Source organism: Streptomyces fradiae ATCC 10745 = DSM 40063, assembly GCF_008704425.1.
Taxonomy (GTDB): domain Bacteria; phylum Actinomycetota; class Actinomycetes; order Streptomycetales; family Streptomycetaceae; genus Streptomyces; species Streptomyces fradiae.
The window spans coordinates 1599857-1617263 of the sequence record NZ_CP023696.1 but is presented as its reverse complement, the minus strand read 5'-3'; the positions used below and the strand labels follow the sequence as shown (position 1 = coordinate 1617263).

Sequence of the window (17407 nt, the reverse complement as noted above, 5' to 3'; positions counted from 1 at the left end):
TTCGCGTGGTGTGCGCGCGTCGATCAGTGGGCCGCCGGATGGGCGGTCCACCACTGGATCTGGGTCGTCTGCGCGAACATGGCGCCGACCCTAGCGCATCCCCCGGCGCACGCGCGGCCCGTTCCGGAAGGTGGAACGGGCCGCGCGCGTACCGCGTCGGGGGCGGGGTCAGACGAACAGGTCGTAGCCCTGCCAGCCGGTGCCGGCCGCCGCGCGGGTGGCGAACGGCGCCGTGGCGCTGCCCCTGCCCTGGTAGAGCCACATCTGGCCGTGGGCGTCGCGGGCCACCAGGTCCGGGCGTCCGTCCCGGTTCAGGTCGCCCGGGCCGATGAGCGCGTCGTAGATCTGCCAGCTCGTGCCGATGGACGAGCGGGCGGAGTACGGAGCCGCCGCGCCGCCCGTGCCCTGGTAGAGCCACAGCCCGCCGGAGGTGTCGCGGGCGACGAGGTCCGCCCTGCCGTCGCCGGTGACGTCGCCGGGGGCGGTCAGGGAGTCGTAGATCTGCCAGCCCCGGCCGACCGACGTGCGGGCGGCGAAGGGCGCGGCCGGGTTGCCCGTGCCCTCGTACAGCCACAGGTAGCCGGCGGTGTCGCGGGCGACGAGGTCGGCGCGGCCGTCTCCGGTGAGGTCGCCGGCGCCGGTGATCGCGTCGTAGATCTGCCAGCCCCGGCCGACGTACAGCCGGGCCTTGAAGGGCGCCGACGGGATGCCGCTGCCCTGGTAGTACCAGAGGCCGCCGGAGGCGTCGCGGGCCACCGCGTCGCCGGTGCCGTCGGCGCGCAGCGCCGTCATGGACGTGATCGCGTCGTACGCGTCCCAGCCGCTGCCGATCCGGTAGCGGGTGAGGTAGGGGGAGGCCGCGTCACCGGTGCCCTGGTACTGCCACAGGACGCCCGAGCCGTCGCGGGCCAGGGTGTTGTGGCGGTCGGTCGCCGGATCGGGGGCGGTGCCGGGGACCTGCTCCACCTCGTCGGCGCTGACCCACGCGAAGCGGTGGTTGTAGCGGATCGGGTAGAACAGGGTCCCGCCCTGGACCAGGGTCCGCGAGCCGGCGCCCGAGCCGTCGATCAGGCCGCCGTAGTAGTACGTGCCCGGCACGGCGTCCCCGGCGAGCGTGTACAGCTGCCCGGCCGGGAGCGTGTACTTGGTCAGGGACGCGCTGTTCTGGTCCTGCACCGGCACGCCGGTGCCCGCGTACGCCGCGTCGGCCGGGTAGCTGCGCCCGTACACCTTCACGCTCACGCCCGGCTTCGCCCGCAGCGCCGTCCCGGCGGACGCGGGCACGGTGTACTGGCCGCCCGGGTTGTGGAACCACGCCTTCTGGCCGCCGTACCAGATCGCCGTCCAGTCCTCGCGCGCCTCGGCGACGACGAAGGTGCCGCCCGCGACGAGCTTGTTGCCCCAGTTCCACCCCTCGGACCAGGTCTGCGTGCCCAGGTAGGGGTCGCCGATCGTGGCCGAGGTGGTCGACGGGGACGTGTACAGGTAGCCGAAGTTCGCCGGCTGGGCCGGGACCGGGGCACCGTTGTTCGTCAGCTTCGGCTGGTTGGCCGAGGTGAACGGCGGGACGAAGCGGACCAGCTGCCCGGCCTTGACCGGGCCGCCCGCGCCGCCGGCCCCGGTGGGGGCGCCCAGCAGCGACATGTAGTGGTTCCAGTCCCAGAAGGGGCCCGGGTCCCAGTGCTGGGCGCGGACCTTGGAGTCCAGGACGCCCGGAATCTCGTCATGGCCGATGATGTGCTCGCGGTCGAGCGGGATGCCGTACCGGCCCGCCAGGTACTTCACCAGCGCCGCGGAGGACTCGTACTGCGGCTCGGTGTACCAGCTCCCCTCCTTGATGGCGTAGCCCTCGTGCTCGATGCCGATCGAGTGCATGTTGAGGGTCTTGTTGCCCGCGTGCCACGCCTCGTTCTTGTTCTCCACCATCTGGGTGACCAGACCGTCGGAGGCGCGGACCATGTAGTGGGCGCTGGCGTACGTGTTCGAGTTCTGGAAGACGGCCAGCGCCCCGTCGTAGCTGCCCTCGGTGTCGTGGATGGCGATGTACCGGATGTCGTGGCCGCCGGAGGGGCGGGAGGCGACGTTGTAGTTGCCCCAGTCGTCCGGGCCGCTGTTCTGCTTGTACGCGGCGGGGCGGAAGTCGCAGTTCAGGCCGGCCGGGCACTCCGGCGCCGGGGCGGCGGCGGAGGTGGCGGCGGTGCCGGTGGCGGCGGCCGCGAGCGGCGCCTTCGCCGACCGGGCCGGCTGCACGGACGGGTCGGCCGGCAGGACCAGCCGCTGGCCGTCGGAGGTGACGCGCTGCTCGCCGTTCCTGATCGACTCGAAGACGCGGTCGGCGAAGAGCCGCGCGCCCTTGCGGTCGGGCGCCTGGCTGTAGCGGGCGACGGCCGGGAACCAGGCGCCGGGGTCGTCCGGCAGCTTCCCGGTGGCCCGCCGCTGGTACGCGGCGAGCAGCGCCGCGCCCGCGCGCACGCTCTGCGCCGGGTCCTCGCGCACCGCGTCGGGGGAGGCGCCGATCAGCCGGGCGGCCTCGTCCAGCGTGTGGAGCCGGGGGTCGCTCGTGTCGACCGGCTTCTCGCGGACCGACCGGAGCGCCTCCCGCGCGTCGAAGTGCTTCTCGACGGCCGGGTCGCCGCTGCGGTTCATGTGCGCGAGGCGGTGGTCGCCCTCCTCGCCCTCGTGGCCGTGGCCGTCGTGGTCGTCGTGGCCGTCCTCCAGGTCCTCCGGGTCGACCTGGGTGAGCCCCATCACGTTGTACGCGCCGGTGGTGCTCGGCAGTCCGTCGTGGCTCTCCCAGCGGGTCTGCCGGTACGACACCGCCATCAGCACGCTCTGCGGCACGTCGAACTCGCGGGCCGCCTCGGCGAAGTCCCGCTGCAGCTCCGCCGCCGGTGCGGCGGCCTGCGCACGCGCGGTGCCGACGAGGCCGGGCGGCGCCGCGGCGACCGTCCCGGCGGTCGCCGCGACGGCGACGGCCGCGGCGACGGTGTGGACCAGGATCCTTCTCTTCTTGCGTTCTCTTCGCTGGCCGACGCTCAAGTCCCACCCCTGGATGCGCAGTTGGAGGCTGCATGTACGGTTCAAGCTTCAAGGACGCGTGACGTTACCAAACCCGTGTGCGAGTGGTTCGCCCGGCTCGCCGCGACGGCGCGCGCCCGGCCGCCCACCGGGCGGGTGGGCGGCCGGACGGCGGCCGGACGGCGGGTGACCGGGGCGGGCGACCGGGGCGGGTGATCGGCCGGGGCGGGGCCGGCCGGGGCGGACGACCGGCCCGCGGAGCCCGCCGTCTCACTTTCTGATCGTGTACGTGGCCATCTGTCCCGAGCGCGTAATGTTGTCGGGGTGACCGTGAACGCTGACACCCACGCCGTCGCCGCCAAGGCGACCTGGCGAGACCTGCCCGCGGCGCAGCAGCCCGAGTACCCGGATGCCGAGGCTCTGCGCGATGTGATCGCCGACCTCGAGTCGTATCCGCCGCTCGTCTTCGCGGGCGAGTGCGACCAGCTGCGCGCCCGCATGGGGGCCGTCGCCCGGGGTGAGGCGTTCCTCCTCCAGGGCGGCGACTGCGCGGAGTCCTTCGACGCCGTCGGCGCCGAGGACATCCGGGCCAAGCTGAAGACGCTCCTCCAGATGGGCGCCGTGCTGACGTACGCCGCCTCCGTGCCCGTCGTGAAGGTGGGCCGGATCGCCGGCCAGTACTCCAAGCCGCGCTCCAAGCCCACCGAGACCCGCGACGGGGTGACCCTGCCGACGTACCGCGGCGACTCCGTCAACGGCTTCGAGTTCACCGAGGAGGCCCGCGTCCCGGACCCGCAGCGCCTCAAGCGCTTGTACCAGGCGTCCGCCTCGACGCTGAACCTGGTCCGCGCCTTCACCACCGGCGGCTACGCCGACCTGCGCCAGGTGCACGCCTGGAACCAGGACTTCGTGAAGTCGTCGCCGTCCGGGCAGCGGTACGAGCAGCTGGCCCGCGAGATCGACAACGCCCTCAACTTCATGAAGGCGTGCGGCACGGACCCGGCCGAGTTCCGCACGGTCGAGTTCTTCGCCTCCCACGAGGCGCTCCTGCTCGACTACGAGACGGCGCTGACCCGCGTCGACTCGCGCACCGGCGACCTGTACGACACGTCGGCCCACATGGTGTGGATCGGCGAGCGCACGCGCCAGCTCGACCACGCCCACATCGAGTTCGCGTCCCGGATCCGCAACCCGATCGGCATCAAGCTCGGCCCGACCACCTCGGTGGACGAAGCGCTCACCTACATCGACCGCCTGGACCCGGAGCGCGAGCCCGGCCGGCTGACCTTCATCGTCCGCATGGGCGCCGACAAGGTCCGCGACAAGCTGCCCGAGCTGGTCGAGAAGGTCACCGCCTCCGGCGCGACCGTCGCCTGGGTCACCGACCCGATGCACGGCAACACCTTCGAGGCGGCCTCCGGCCACAAGACGCGCCGCTTCGACGACGTGCTGGACGAGGTCAAGGGCTTCTTCGAGGTCCACAAGGCGCTCGGCACCCACCCGGGCGGCATCCACGTGGAGCTGACCGGCGACGACGTCACCGAGTGCGTGGGCGGCGGCGACGAGATCTTCGTCGACGACCTGCACCAGCGGTACGAGACGGCCTGCGACCCGCGGCTCAACCGCAGTCAGTCGCTGGACCTGGCGTTCCTGGTGGCCGAGATGTACCGGTCCCAGTGACCTCCCGGGCCGCCGGCCGGGGGTGATCCCGGCCGGAAGGCGCCGTGCACAGCGCGGAGGGGCGCGGATCCATGTGATCCGCGCCCCTTCGCGCTCTTCCGGCCCACCCGGCCTTTCCCGCACCGCACCCGGTGGGTAAGGTTAGGTTAGCCTCACCGACCAAGCGGGGGGCTTCGGCCCGACGACCTGCAGGGAGGTGGCCCGCGTGTACGTGTGCTCGTGCTTCGGTATCACCGAGACGCAGGTCAAGGAACACGCGGAGGCGGGCGCCTGCACCCCGCGCCAGATCGCGTCGGCCTGCAAAGCGGGCACCGACTGCGGCTCGTGCGTCCGCCGCATCCAGGCCATCCTCGGCCGGGGCGCCTCCCCGCGGCGCGAGCCCGCGCTCCAGGGCGGCCTGGCGGGCGCGAACGACCTCGCGGGCCGGGGCGAGCCCGTCCTGTCCGGGCTCCCGGAAGCGGCGTAGCGCCCCCAGGGAGGCCCGGCCCAAGGGCCGGGCGGCCCTGTGGTCCGGCGGCGGTCCCGCGGGTCCTGCGGGGTCCGGCTGCCCGGGGCGTCGCCGCCTACCCCTCCGGCTGCTCGATGATCGTGGACAGGTACAGCGACTCGCCGAGCCTCTGCACCAGCTCCAGCTGCGTGTCCAGGTAGTCGATGTGGTGCTCCTCGTCGGCGAGGATCGACTCGAAGATGTTGGCCGAGGTGATGTCGCCCTTGGCGCGCATCACCTCGATGCCGCGCCGCAGCCGGTCGATCGCCTCGACCTCGATCTCGCGGTCCGCCTGGAACATCTCCGTGACCGACTGGCCCACGCGGACGTGGAAGAGCCGCTGGTAGTTCGGCAGGCCCTCCAGGAACAGGATGCGGTCGGTGAGCACCTCGGCGTGCTTCATCTCGTCGAAGGACTCCGCGCGGGTGTACTTCGCGAGCTTCGTCCACCCGTTGTTCTCCTGCATCTTGGCGTGCAGGAAGTACTGGTTGATCGCGGTCAGCTCGGCGGTCAGCTGCTCGTTGAGGAACTCGATGACCTCGGGGTCGCCCTGCATCGCAGAGGCTCCTTCCACGGGCGAAGGGCTGGATGGGCGCATCCTCGCACCGCCGGCGGAGGCCGTCCAGTAAGTCAATGCTTAGTAGGACATGCCCGATTAGCCCCACACCCCGGTCGTGACCACCCCTCCCGGTCTGTCACCATTGAGCCATGGGTCAGCCGGAGAGCGCGGAACACCGGGCAGCAGGGGAGTCCACGCTTCCGCCGGGGCAGCGTCTGCAGCGCGGCTGGCCGGTCACCCACTACGGGCCCGTGCCGAAGTTCCGGCCCGAGCGGTGGGAGTTCCGGGTCTTCGGCGCCACGGCGGACGGCGGGAAGCACTGCTGGAGCCACGAGGAGTTCACGGCGCTCCCGTTCTCGACCGTCGTCGCCGATCTGCACTGCGTCACGAAGTTCAGCATGCTCGGGGCCGAATGGGGGGGTGTCCCCGCGCGCACGGTGCTGGAGCTCGCGCCCCCGGCGCCCGGTGTCACCCATGTGATGGTGTGGGCCGAGTACGGCTACAGCGCGAACCTGCGGCTGGCGGACTTCGCCTCCGAGCAGGCGATCTTCGCCACCCACAAGGACGGCGAGCTGCTCACCGCCGAGCACGGCTTCCCGCTCCGGCTGATCGTGCCCCACCTGTACGCCTGGAAGGGCCCCAAGTGGGTCCGCGGCGTCGAGTACATGACCGCCGACCGCCGGGGCTTCTGGGAGGAGCGCGGCTACCACAACATCGGCGACCCCTGGGCCGAGCAGCGCTACTCGTACCAGGAGGAGCCGGGCGACGGCCCGGAGCTCTGACCCGTACCCCTCAGCAGGGGTGCCCCGCGGGCCGGGTGGCCGCCGCGGGGGCGCCGGCGGGGCGCGGGCGGTCCGGCTCGTCCCGCAGCCGCTTCAGCCGCGCCACGTCCTCGGCGTGCCGCTCCTCGCCGCCGGGCGTCTCGACGACCAGCGGCACGCCCTCGGTCGCGGGATGCCGCAGCAGCTCCCGGAACGGCTCCTCGCCGATGTGCCCGGCGCCGATGTTGGCGTGCCGGTCCTTGCGCGCCCCGGCCACGTCCTTCGAGTCGTTGGCGTGGACGAGCTTCAGCCGGCCCTCGCCGACCGCCTCCACCAGCAGGTCCAGGGTCCTGCCCACCCCGTCGGCCGCGGCCAGGTCGTGGCCCGCCGCGAACACGTGGCAGGTGTCCAGGCAGACGCCGAGCATCGGGTGGCGGTCGAGCGCCTCGAAGTACGGCCCGAGGTCCCGGGTCCGGGAGCACAGCGACGACCCCTGCCCGGCCGTCGGCTCCAGCAGCAGGAACGGGTCGCCGGGGTGGGTCAGCTCGTCCAGCAGCGGCAGCATCCGCTCCCGCACCTGTGCGAGCGCCACCTCGCGAGGCCGCCCGCCGGTCGCCGACCCGGTGTGCACGACCACGCCCAGCGCGCCGATCGCGCGGGCCCGGCGCAGCGAGTGCCGCAGCGACTCCACGGACCGCTCCGCGGTCGCCTCGGTGTGCGAGCCGAAGTTGATCAGGTACGGGGCGTGCACGTACGCGGGGATCCCCGCCTCGGCGCACCGCTCGCGGAACAGCTCGTCCTGCGCCGGGTCGCCGGCCGGGGTCGCCCAGCCGCGCGGATTGGCGACGAAGACCTGCACGGCCTCGGCGCCGAGCCGCCGGGCGGCGGCCAGACCGGTGGTGGCCAGCCCGCCGGCCACCGCGACATGGGCGCCCACGAGGCGCCGCCCGGAGCCGGCACGGGCGGGACGGGGCGCCGCCCCGGCGGGCCGCGGCGCCGGCACGGCGGCGGTCGCCGCCGCGGTGGCCGGCCGCGCCGCCGCGGTCGGGGTCGCCGCTCCGGTGGAGGGCGGGGCCGCCGCGGTGGGGGTCGCCGTTCCGGTGGAGGACGGGGCCGCCGCGGTGGGGGAGGGGTCGGAGGCAGGGAGCACGGCGGGTCAGATCCCCTTGATCCTGATGGTGACGGTGCTGCCCTCGGGGGCCGTCTCGCCGCCGGGCACCGACTGGCCGCCGACGGTGTCCCCGAGGTACGGGAAGGTCTTCTCGGCCTTCACCTCGAAGCCCGCCGCCTCCAGCTCCCGCGTGGCCTCGTCGGTGCTCTTGCCCGTCACGTCCGGTACGGCGACCATGCGCGGGCCCTTGGAGAGCGTCAGGGTCACCGTGTCACCCTGGGCCGCGCGGGCGCCCGCCGGGAGGGACTGGGCGGCGACCGATCCGGCCGGGTGGGGCGCGTGGACGCGCTCCTCGGCGACCCGCACCGCGAACCCGGCGTCCGTCAGCGTCTCACGGGCCTCCTCCAGCGGGCGCCCGACCGCGGTGGGCACCTCGATCGGGGCGCCCCTGCTGACCACCAGCGCCACGGCGGCGTCCGGCGACCGCTCCGTGCCGGCCGGCGGGTCGCTGACGACGACGGAGCCCTTCTCGACCCCGGCGTCGAACCGGTGGGTGACCACGCCGGGGGCCAGGCCCGCCTCCCGCAGCCGCTCCCGGGCGGCCTCCAGCGGCTCGCCCCGCACGTCCGGGACCTTCACGATCTCCGGACCGCGCGAGATGACCAGGTCCACGGAGCCGTTGCCCCGGATGCGCTCGCCCGGCGCCGGGTCCGTCGCCATGACCGTGCCCCGCTCGTACGCGCCGCTGAACTCCTCGCGCGTCGCGCCCACCGCGAGGCCCTCGTCCGCGAGCCGCCGCTCCGCGTCGGCCGGGCTCTTGCCGAGCACGCCCGTGGTGGGCACCCGCGTGAACTGGCCGGAGTTGATGTACCAGACCCCCGCGCCCAGCCCGAGGACCAGAGCCACGGCCGCCAGGGCGGCCACGAGCCCCCGCCGGGGGCCGTACGCCAGGGCGGCCAGGCGGCGGCGGGCGCCGCCGGGTCCGGCCGGCCCGGCCGGCGGTTCGGGGCGCGGCTGCGGGCGCGTACCGGAGTCCGGCGGCACATCGAGGCGGCTGGTGTGCTCGACGTCCCCGGAGCCGGGCGCGGCCTCGGCCGGGCCGGGCGCCGCCGGGCGGGCGATGACGCTCGTCACGTCCTCCGGCCCGGCGCCCGCCCCGTCCGCCGCCGCGCCCGTGCCCGCCCCGGCCCCGCCGCGCGCGCCGGGCGGCAGCAGGTCCAGCGCGGCGTCGCCGAGGACCGACCGCGCGGCGCGGGTCCGGGAGAGCAGCTCCACGGCGTCGCGCGGGCGCTCCCCGGCGTCCCGCGCGGTCGCCCCGGCCACCAGCGCGTCCAGCTCGGGCGCCAGCCCGGGGACGGCGTCCGACGGGGCCGGGACGTCGTTGTTCAGGTGCTGGTAGAGGACCTGCGCGGGGGTGTCGCCGCCGTGCGGCTTGCCGCCGGTCAGCATCTCGTACAGCACGACCCCGCACGCGTACACGTCGGTGCGGGTGTCGGCGGTGCCGTGCTCGATCTGCTCGGGCGCCAGGTACGACACGGTGCCCAGCACCGCGCCGGTCGTCTGCGTGGCCGTGCCGACCGCGCGGACCAGCCCGAAGTCGGCGACCTTGACCCGGCCGTCGTCGCCGATCAGCACGTTCTCCGGCTTGATGTCGCGGTGGACGAGCCCGGCCCGGTGCGCGGCGCCCAGGGCCGCCAGCATCGGCTCCAGCACGTCCAGCGCCGCGCGGGGGGAGAGCGCCCCGCGCTCGCGCAGCACGTCGCGCAGGGTGCACCCGGCGACGTACTCCATGGCCAGGTACACGTACGGCCCGTCCGCGCCCTGGTCGAAGACGCCGACCACGTTGGGGTGCGACAGCCGCGCCACGGACTTGGCCTCGCGGATGAACCGCTCCACGAACGTCGCGTCGGTCGCCAGCGACGGGTGCATCACCTTCAGGGCGAGGTCGCGGTCGAGGCGGGTGTCCACCGCCCGGTAGACCGTGGCCATGCCGCCGACGGCGACGCGCGCGTCGACGCGGTAGCGGCCGTCGAGCAGCCGGCCGACGAGCGGGTCGTGCAGGGTCGTATCCACGCGGTCGAGTCTACGAGCCCCGCCGCGCCCGCCCGTCGCCCTGTACATGACCGCTTCACCGGTGCAGCCGACCTGTGACACACCCGCCCGACCGGCGCCGCACCGGCGCGTGACCTGCGCCTCGCGCGTACGGCCCCGCGGTGCGCGGGTACGGCCCGCCCGGTCCGGCTCCGGGCCCACGGGCGCCCGCCACCGGTCGGCGTACGGGGCCGGCACGCGGCGCCCGGGTGCGGGCCGCGCGGTCCCGCCTCGGCACGCGGCGCCCGTCCCGCCCCGGCACGCGGCGCCCGTCCCGCCCCGGCGCGCGGCGCCCGTCCCGCCCCGGCGCGCGGCGCCCGGGTGCGCCTCGGCACGGGTGCCCGGGGGCGCCTCCGGCCCGTGTGCGTCCTCCGCGATCGTCCGAGACGGCCGGCGGCGGCCCGCCCCGTACGGCGCCCGCGCGTGCGCCCCCGGGGAGGGCCGGTCAGAAGGCGGGCCGCTCCGGGTCGAGGGCGGCCCGGCCCTCGGCGGGGGACGAGGCCTGCGCGAAGTGGCGGCGCGGGATGCGCCCCGCCCGGTACGCGAGCCGCCCCGCCTCCACGGCGTGCCGCATCGCCTCCGCCATCAGCACCGGCTCCTGGGCCCGCGTCACCGCCGACGCCAGCATCACCGCCGCGCACCCCAGCTCCATCGCCAGCGCCGCGTCGGACGCCGTCCCCGCGCCCGCGTCGAGGATCACCGGCACGCGCGCCTGCTCCACGATGAGCTGGAAGTTGTGCGGGTTGCGGATGCCGAGACCGGAGCCGATGGGGGAGCCCAGCGGCATCACCGCCGCGCACCCCGCCTCCTCCAGCCGCCGCGCGAGGACCGGGTCGTCGTTGGTGTACGGCAGCACCGTGAAGCCGTCGTCGACCAGGGTCTCGGCGGCGTCCAGCAGCTCCACCGGGTCCGGCAGCAGCGTCCGCTCGTCCGCCACGACCTCCAGCTTCACCCAGTCCGTGCCCAGCGCCTCGCGCGCGAGGCGGGCGGTCAGCACGGCCTCGCCCGCCGTGAAGCAGCCGGCCGTGTTCGGCAGCACGCGCACGCCCAGCCGGTCCAGGACGGACAGCACCGAGCCGTGCACCGTGGGGTCGATCCGCCGCATCGCGACGGTCGTCAGCTGCGTGCCGCTCGCCGTGAGCGCCCGCTCCAGCACGTCGAGGCTGGGCGCCCCGCCCGTGCCCATGATCAGCCGGGAGTCGAAGGAGGTCCCGGCGATGGTGAGGCGGTCGTCTGCCACCGGTCAGCCCCCCTGCACGGCGGTCAGGACCTCGACGCGGTCGCCGTCGGCGAGCACGGTGGACGCCCACGCGCCGCGCGGGACGACCGTCTCGTTGACCGCCGCCGCCACCCCGGAGGGCGCGGCGGTCAACGTGGCCACCAGCGCGTCGAGGGCGACGGGCGCGGCCAGCTCGCGCGGCTCGCCGTTCACCGAGACGGTGACGGCTGCGCCTGGCTGGTTCGTCATGACACTCCTACGGGACGGAATCGGGCGGGCGTGAAGGCGCGGGCGACCTCGGGCAGTTCCCCGGTGGTCAGGACGTCGGCCATCACGTCCCCGGTGACGGGCGTCAGCAGCACGCCGTTGCGGTAGTGGCCGGTCGCCATGTGGAGCCCCGGCAGCCCGGAGGGGCCCAGCAGCGGGGCGTTGTCGGGGGAGCCGGGCCGCAGCCCGGCGCACGTCTCGGTCAGCGGCAGCTCCGTGATGCCCGGCACCAGCTCGTGGGCGTCGCGCAGCAGCTCGTACACGCCGCCGGCCGTGACCGTCGTGTCCCAGCCCATCTCCTCGCTCGTCGCGCCCACGACCAGCTCGCCGTTCTCGCGCGGCACCAGGTACACATGGCCGCCGCGCACGACCGCCCGCACCGACCGGCTCAGGAACGGCGCGTACGCCCCCGGCACCGACAGCCGCACCACCTGCCCCTTCACCGGCCGCACCGGCGGCAGGACCTCCTCCGGTACGCCGCCCAGCCGGCCGCTCAGGCTGCCCGCCGCCAGCACCACCTGGCCCGCCGCGATCTCCGCGCCGTCCTCCAGGACCGCGCCTGCGGCCCGGCCCCGTACGACGGCCAGCCGGTCCGACCGCGCGCGGTGGAACACCACCCCGGACCGCTCGCAGGCCGCGACCAGCGCCGCCGCCAGCCGCCGCGGGTCCACCTGGTGGTCGCCGTCCACGCGCAGGCCGCCCCGCACGCCCGGTGCCAGCATCGGCTCCAGGCGGCGGCACTCCCGGCCGGTCAGCCACTCCGAGGCGAGCCCGCACCGCAGCTGCAGCGCGTGCAGCTCCCGCAGGTGCGCCCGGTCGTCCGCGTCCAGCGCCACGGCGAGCGTGCCGGACGTCCGGAAGCCGACGTCCAGGCCGGTCGCCTCCCGCAGCTCGGCGGCGAAGTCCGGATAGCGCGCGGCCGACGCCAGGTTGAGCCCGAGGAGCGTCTCCTCCCCGTAGTGCAGCTCCGTGACGGCGGCCAGCATCCCCGCCGCCACCCGGGCCGCCCCGCCGCCCGGCTCGGGGTCGGCCACGGCGACCCGCAGTCCGCGCTGCGCCGCCCGCCATGCGGTGACCAGGCCGATGATCCCGCCCCCGACGACGAGGACGTCCGACGTGCTCCGTGACATGGGCGTCCAGCCCCTCCCTTCGCCGGCATGACCCGGATCAGGTTCGTACGGTCGGAGGCCGCCCAGCCTCCCTCTCAGCCCGGTGCGCCGGGCTCCCGCGATGTTCTGGCGTGGCCAGACTAACCCCACCCCCGGATGGCCGGTAAGGGAGCCCGCCGCGGCCGGGGCGGCGGGCTCGGCGGCTTCCTGACGGTGCGGCGGCTGCGTAAGGTGACCGCGTGAGCGAGCAGCAGCACGAGGACCGGGCGGGCCGCCGGCCCACCGACCGCCGGCGGACCCCGGCGGGCGAGGACCGCGCACCCGCGCGCGAGGACGCGGCCCCGGCCGCCCCGCCGGGCGTCCCGTCCCCCTCGGCCGCCGCCCCGCCGGGCGCCCCGGCCGCTTCCGCCGCCGCCCCTTCGGCCACGGGCGCCCCGCCGGACGGCTCGGCCCCCTCGGGCGCCCCGGCGGACGAGGGCACCCCGGCGGACGAGGGCACCCCGGCGGACGAGGGCCGTCCGGCGGAGCGGGGCGCCCCGGCGGACGGGCGGCGCGTGGTCGTCGTCGGGGCCGGGATGGCCGGGGTCCAGACCGCCGTCGCCCTGCGCGACCAGGGCTTCAACGGCCCGGTCCTGCTGCTCGGCGCCGAGCCGCACCAGCCGTACGACCGGCCCCCGCTGTCCAAGGCGTACCTGCTCGGCAAGGCCGAGGGCGCCGCGTTCGAGGTGGACTTCGACTCCCTCGACGTCCAGTTGCGCCTCGGCGTCGAGGTGACCGGCCTGCGCCCCGGCGACCACGAGGTCGACACGGAGGCCGGCCCCGTCCCGTACGACGTGCTGGTCATCGCGACCGGCGCGGTCCCGCTGACCCTGCCCGGCACGGAGGGCGTCCCCGGCGTCCACCTGCTGCGCACCCTGGACGACGCCGAGCGGCTGCGCCCGGTCCTCGCCGGGCGGCACGACGTGGTCGTGGTGGGCGCCGGCTGGATCGGCGCCGAGTTCGCCACCGCCGCCCGCGAGGCGGGCTGCGCGGTCACCGTCGTGGAGGCCGCCGACCGGCCGCTCGCCGGGGCACTGCCCGCCGAGGCGGCCGAGCCGATGGCCGCCTGGTACGAGGAGGGCGGCGTCCGGCTGCTCACCGGCGCGCGCGTGGAGCGGGTCGAGCCCGGCCGGGTCGTCCTCGCCGACGGGCGCGAGCTGCCCGCCGGGGCCGTCGTCGTCGGCATCGGCGCCCGGCCCGCCACCGGCTGGCTGCGCGACTCCGGCGTGGCCCTCGGCCCGGACGGCACCGTGGTCGCCGACGACCACCTGCGCACCTCGGTGCCGGACGTGTACGCGGTCGGGGACTGCGCCTCGTTCCCGTCGGCCCGCTACGGCTCGCGGCTGCACGTCCACCACTGGGACAACGCCCTGCAGGGGCCGCGCACGGTCGCCGCGGCCGTCGTGGGCGCGGAGTCCCGCCCGTACGACCCGGTGCCGTACTTCTGGTCCGAGCAGTTCGGCCGCTTCGTCCAGTACGCCGGGGACCACACGTCCGCCGACACGGCCGTGCGGCGCGGCGACCCGTCCGGCCCCGCGTGGGCCTTCGTGTGGCTGCGGGACGGCGCCCCGGTGGCGGTGCTCGCCGTGGGCCGGCCGCGCGACCTGGCGCAGGGGCGGCGGCTCATCGAGGCGGCCACGCCGGTCGACCCGGCGCTGGTCGCGGACCCCGAGGTGCCGCTGAAAGCCGCCGTCCGCGCCTGAGCCGGACCCGGGTGACCGGCCCGTACGGCGGGCCCGGCTACCCACTGTCAGCGCGGGATGGCAGGCTTGGGGTGTGACCGAGATTGACACGAAGACCGACGCGCTCGTCCCCGACTGGCTCTACCTCCCGGACATCGCCGAGCTGCTCGGCGTCGAGGTGACGCGGGTGCGCCAGCTCGTCAGGGAGGGCCAGCTGATCGCCGTGCGCCGCGGTGAGAACCGGGCGCTCCAGGTGCCCGCCGCCTTCATCAAGGACGGCAAGGTCGTCAAGGGCCTTTCCGGCACCCTGACGCTGCTGCGGGACGACGGCTTCACCGACGAGGAGATGCTCGAGTGGCTCTTCACGCCGGACCCGTCCCTGCCGGGCACGCCCGCGCAGGCCCTGGCGGAGAACCGCGGCACGGAGGTGAAGCGCCGCGCCCAGGCGCTCGCCGTCTGACCGCGGCGACCGAGCACGACACCGAGCGACCGTACGACACCGGCGGTGCGCGGACCGGGGAGGCAAGCCCCGGCCGCGCGCCGCAGCCGCACCGAACCGGGGGAGCCCCGCATGCCCACCAGCGCCCGAGCGAGCCTGTCCGACGCCCGGCTGTACCTGTGCACGGACGCGCGCAGGCGCCAGGGGGACCTCCCGGAGTTCCTCGACGCGGTCCTCGCCGCCGGCGTGGACATCGTGCAGCTGCGCGACAAGGGCATGGAGGCGGGCGAGGAGCTGGAGCACCTCGCCGTCCTCGCCGACGCCTGCCGGCGGCACGGCCGGCTCCTGGCGGTCAACGACCGGGCGGACGTGGCGCACGCCGCCGCCTCCGACGTGCTCCACCTGGGCCAGGGCGACCTGCCCGTCCCCGCCGCGCGGGCGATCCTCGGCGGCGGGGTGCTGATCGGCCGCTCCACGCACGCGGAGGCCGAGGTCGACGCGGCCGCCGCCGAGCCGGGCGTCGACTACTTCTGCACGGGCCCGTGCTGGCCGACGCCCACCAAGCCGGGGCGGTACGCGCCGGGCCTCGGCCTCGTGCGGTACGCGGCCTCCCTGCGCCAGGACCGCCCGTGGTTCGCCATCGGCGGCGTCGACGCGGGGACCCTGGACGAGGTCCTGGACGCGGGGGCCCGCCGGATCGTCGTCGTCCGCGCGATCACGGAGGCGGACGACCCGGCCGCCGCGACGGCCGACTTGGCCCGCCGCGTACGCGAGCGGGTCGCGGCCGACGCCCCCGCCGACGCCCCCGCCGACCCCACCGCCGACGCCCCCGGGCGCGGGCCCGCCGCCGCGGCGGCCCGCTGACCACCGGCCGGACGCGGACCGGCCGGCCGACAGCCACCCACCGTCCACATGCTGGGACGGAAGCCGGGACGAATCGGCACTTCACCCCCAGAGCTGTCCGCACCCTGGACAAGATTCCGACAAAGAGCCCGAAAAGCTGCGCTCCGGTTGGGTGACCCTTACCGGGGTGGCTAACCTGCCGGTATGGCCCTTGGCACCCCCTCCACCAGGACGGACCGCGCGCGCACGGTGCGTGACCTGCTCGCGAACGGCACCACGTACTCCTTCGAGTTCTGGGCGCCCAAGACCGAGAAGGGCGAGCGGAACCTCTGGAACGCGCTGCGCCGGGTGGAGGCGGTGGCCCCCAGCTTCGTCTCCGTGACGTACGGCGCGGGCGGCTCCACCCGCACCGGGACCGTGCGGGCCACCGAGCAGATCGCCGCCGACACCACGCTGACGCCCGTCGCGCACCTGACCGCCGTGGGCCACTCGGTCGCCGAACTGCGCAACATGGTCGGCCAGTTCGCGGACGTCGGCATCCGCAACATCCTCGCCCTGCGCGGCGACCCGCCCGGCGACCCGATGGCCGAGTGGGTGGCGCACCCGCAGGGCCTGGACTACGCGGCCGACCTGGTCCGCCTGATCAAGGAGGCCGGCGACTTCTGCGTCGGCGTCGCCGCGTTCCCCGAGATGCACCCCCGGTCCACGGACTGGGACACCGACGTCCGCCACTTCGTCGACAAGTGCCGCGCCGGCGCCGACTACGCGATCACCCAGATGTTCTTCGAGCCGGAGAGCTACCTCCGGCTGCGCGACCGGGTCGCCGCGGCGGGCTGCGACACGCCGATCATCCCCGAGGTCATGCCCGTCACGGCGGTGCGCCAGCTGGACCGGCTGCCGCAGCTGAGCAACGCGCACTTCCCCGCCGCGGTCCGGGACCGGATCCTCGCGGTCAAGGACGACGCGACCGCTGTACGCTCCTTGGGCATCGAGTTCGCGACGGAGTTCTGTGCGCGGCTGCTGTCCGAAGGCGTGCCCGGACTGCACTTCATCACGCTGAACAACTCCACGGCGACGCTCGAGATCTACGAGAATCTCGGACTGCATCAGCAGTCCTGACCGGCCGTACCCTCAAGTCCCGAGGTTCGGCCGACGAGAGGGGCGGGCATGGACTGGAGCTGGTGGACGGTCCTCTACATCGCGTTCGGCGTCGTGGCGCTCTGGCTTCTCGGCGAGGTGCTCCTGCAGTACAAGGCGCGGCTGCGGTGGCGGCTGCTGGCCTTCTTCGGCTTCCTCGGCGTCGTCGTCGGCTTCGTCCTGTCGTCGCGCGCCCTGATCATCGCGGGTGCGCTGGCGTTCGGCGTCGGCCAGGCGCTCGTCACCCTCTCCTTCCTGCGCGGCTTCTCCACCGGCTGGGCGCTCGGCGGCAAGCCCGGTGCCAGCCGCCGCCGCAGGACCGTGCGGAAGGCGGGCCGGGAGCAGGCCCCGTCCCCGGAGACCGCCGAGCAGCCGTACGAGGAGGCCGCCGAGCCGCCGTACGAGGCCGCCGAGCCGCCGTACGAGGAGCCGCAGGCCCCGCCGGTGCCGGGCACCCCGCCCGTCCACGAGCCGCTGCCGCTGCCCGACGACACGGGCGGGTACGCCGCGTACGGAACGGGCGGCGCCGGGCACCCCGCCGGTACGGCCCCGTCCGCCCCGCGGGACGCGTACGGCGACTACCCGGCGTACGACCCGGCCGCCTACGCCCCCGGCCACGAGCCCGCCGCGGACCCCGGCCACCAGTACGCCGCGTACGCCGATCCGTACGCGGACCCCGACGGCGGCCGTGAGTACGGCGGACACGAGCCGCACGGGCGGCAGCCGCACCCCGCGGACCCGTACCCCGCCGCCCCGTACCCGGCGGACCCGTATGCCGCCGCCCCGTACCCGGCGGACCCGTACCCCGCGGACCCGTACGCCCAGCAGTACGCCGCCGACACCCCGCCCGGCGGGGTGTGGGTGCCGCCCCAGCGCGACGGCGAGCCGCAGTTCCCGCCGCCCCCGCAGCAGCCCCCGGCCGCCCACGGCTACGACCCGAGCGGCCGCGCGCCCTACTGACACCG

15 protein-coding genes and 1 riboswitch are annotated in these 17407 nt (G+C 75.6%); of the genes, 8 read left to right on the top strand and 7 right to left on the bottom strand.

The genetic code is table 11. The annotated features are described in order from the left end of the window. Window positions 1-168 precede the first annotated feature (168 nt). Window positions 169-3039 (bottom strand): N-acetylmuramoyl-L-alanine amidase, encoded by a 2871-nt coding sequence (locus CP974_RS07140; RefSeq protein WP_031134835.1) that lies wholly within the window; start codon window positions 3037-3039, stop codon window positions 169-171. A 303-nt stretch (window positions 3040-3342) separates the two neighbouring features. On the opposite strand from CP974_RS07140, the gene CP974_RS07130 reads away from it, so the two are divergent. Beyond that, the gene (locus CP974_RS07130; RefSeq protein WP_031134833.1) at window positions 3343-4698 is read left to right on the top strand and encodes a class II 3-deoxy-7-phosphoheptulonate synthase; all 1356 of its coding nucleotides are present in this window, start codon (window positions 3343-3345) and stop codon (window positions 4696-4698) included. Between the two features lie 196 nt (window positions 4699-4894). After that, entirely contained in the window at window positions 4895-5164 is a 270-nt protein-coding gene (locus CP974_RS07125) for a (2Fe-2S)-binding protein (RefSeq protein WP_037938881.1), read from the top strand. Between the two features lie 97 nt (window positions 5165-5261). On the opposite strand, the gene bfr is transcribed toward CP974_RS07125, so the two are convergent. Then, window positions 5262-5741, bottom strand: coding sequence for a bacterioferritin (gene bfr / locus CP974_RS07120; RefSeq protein ID WP_031134830.1), 480 nt, complete (start codon window positions 5739-5741; stop codon window positions 5262-5264). 152 nt (window positions 5742-5893) lie between these two features. Here bfr and CP974_RS07115 point away from each other — a divergent pair, with 152 nt between their 5' ends. Then, entirely contained in the window at window positions 5894-6526 is a 633-nt protein-coding gene (locus CP974_RS07115) for a sulfite oxidase-like oxidoreductase (RefSeq protein WP_031134828.1), read from the top strand. A 10-nt stretch (window positions 6527-6536) separates the two neighbouring features. Here the strand turns inward: CP974_RS07115 and CP974_RS07110 are convergent, their stop codons facing one another. From CP974_RS07110 to thiO, 5 genes are all read right to left on the bottom strand, one after another. Next, complete coding sequence (locus CP974_RS07110; RefSeq protein ID WP_078915801.1) at window positions 6537-7508, bottom strand: deoxyribonuclease IV; 972 nt, start codon at window positions 7506-7508, stop codon at window positions 6537-6539. Window positions 7509-7661: 153 nt separating this feature from the next. Next, complete coding sequence (pknB, locus tag CP974_RS07105) at window positions 7662-9689, bottom strand: Stk1 family PASTA domain-containing Ser/Thr kinase (protein ID WP_107426915.1); 2028 nt, start codon at window positions 9687-9689, stop codon at window positions 7662-7664. 463 nt (window positions 9690-10152) lie between these two features. After that, entirely contained in the window at window positions 10153-10947 is a 795-nt protein-coding gene (locus CP974_RS07100; RefSeq protein ID WP_031136939.1) for a thiazole synthase, read from the bottom strand. Between the two features lie 3 nt (window positions 10948-10950). Beyond that, entirely contained in the window at window positions 10951-11175 is a 225-nt protein-coding gene (gene thiS, locus CP974_RS07095; protein ID WP_031136941.1) for a sulfur carrier protein ThiS, read from the bottom strand. After that, window positions 11172-12323: a glycine oxidase ThiO gene (thiO, locus tag CP974_RS07090; protein WP_031136944.1), complete on the bottom strand. Its 1152-nt coding sequence runs from the start codon at window positions 12321-12323 to the stop codon at window positions 11172-11174. The genes thiS and thiO overlap by 4 nt, the downstream gene beginning before the upstream one ends. Next, window positions 12321-12432, bottom strand: a riboswitch (TPP riboswitch). It overlaps the preceding gene by 3 nt. Window positions 12433-12877: 445 nt before the next feature. Between thiO and CP974_RS07085 the strand changes: the two genes are divergently transcribed. From CP974_RS07085 to CP974_RS07065, 5 genes are all read left to right on the top strand, one after another. Next, the gene (locus CP974_RS07085; protein ID WP_051839635.1) at window positions 12878-14044 is read left to right on the top strand and encodes an NAD(P)/FAD-dependent oxidoreductase; all 1167 of its coding nucleotides are present in this window, start codon (window positions 12878-12880) and stop codon (window positions 14042-14044) included. Between the two features lie 73 nt (window positions 14045-14117). Continuing rightward, window positions 14118-14483, top strand: a complete 366-nt coding sequence (locus tag CP974_RS07080) for an Rv2175c family DNA-binding protein (protein ID WP_031133341.1) — start codon at window positions 14118-14120, stop codon at window positions 14481-14483. A gap of 111 nt (window positions 14484-14594) precedes the next feature. After that, the gene (thiE, locus tag CP974_RS07075; protein ID WP_051839633.1) at window positions 14595-15326 is read left to right on the top strand and encodes a thiamine phosphate synthase; all 732 of its coding nucleotides are present in this window, start codon (window positions 14595-14597) and stop codon (window positions 15324-15326) included. A gap of 183 nt (window positions 15327-15509) precedes the next feature. Beyond that, window positions 15510-16424 carry a methylenetetrahydrofolate reductase [NAD(P)H] gene (gene metF / locus CP974_RS07070; RefSeq protein ID WP_037938338.1) on the top strand — a complete coding sequence of 305 codons (915 nt, stop codon included), beginning with the start codon at window positions 15510-15512 and terminating at the stop codon, window positions 16422-16424. Between the two features lie 48 nt (window positions 16425-16472). Beyond that, on the top strand, window positions 16473-17402 hold the full coding sequence (locus CP974_RS07065) for a hypothetical protein (protein WP_031133336.1): 930 nt from the start codon (window positions 16473-16475) through the stop codon (window positions 17400-17402). The last annotated feature ends 5 nt before the right edge of the window (window positions 17403-17407 follow it).

What these genes read in the sequence shown, in the direction of transcription:
- bfr (WP_031134830.1), bottom strand. Translation starts at nt 5,741, where the DNA reads ATGCAGGGCGACCCCGAGGTCATCGAGTTCCTCAACGAGCAGCTGACC.
- CP974_RS07115 (WP_031134828.1), top strand. Translation starts at nt 5,894, where the DNA reads ATGGGTCAGCCGGAGAGCGCGGAACACCGGGCAGCAGGGGAGTCCACG.
- thiS (WP_031136941.1), bottom strand. Translation starts at nt 11,175, where the DNA reads ATGACGAACCAGCCAGGCGCAGCCGTCACCGTCTCGGTGAACGGCGAG.
- thiO (WP_031136944.1), bottom strand. Translation starts at nt 12,323, where the DNA reads ATGTCACGGAGCACGTCGGACGTCCTCGTCGTCGGGGGCGGGATCATC.
- CP974_RS07085 (WP_051839635.1), top strand. Translation starts at nt 12,878, where the DNA reads ATGGCCGGGGTCCAGACCGCCGTCGCCCTGCGCGACCAGGGCTTCAAC.
- thiE (WP_051839633.1), top strand. Translation starts at nt 14,595, where the DNA reads ATGCCCACCAGCGCCCGAGCGAGCCTGTCCGACGCCCGGCTGTACCTG.
- metF (WP_037938338.1), top strand. Translation starts at nt 15,510, where the DNA reads ATGGCCCTTGGCACCCCCTCCACCAGGACGGACCGCGCGCGCACGGTG.
- CP974_RS07065 (WP_031133336.1), top strand. Translation starts at nt 16,473, where the DNA reads ATGGACTGGAGCTGGTGGACGGTCCTCTACATCGCGTTCGGCGTCGTG.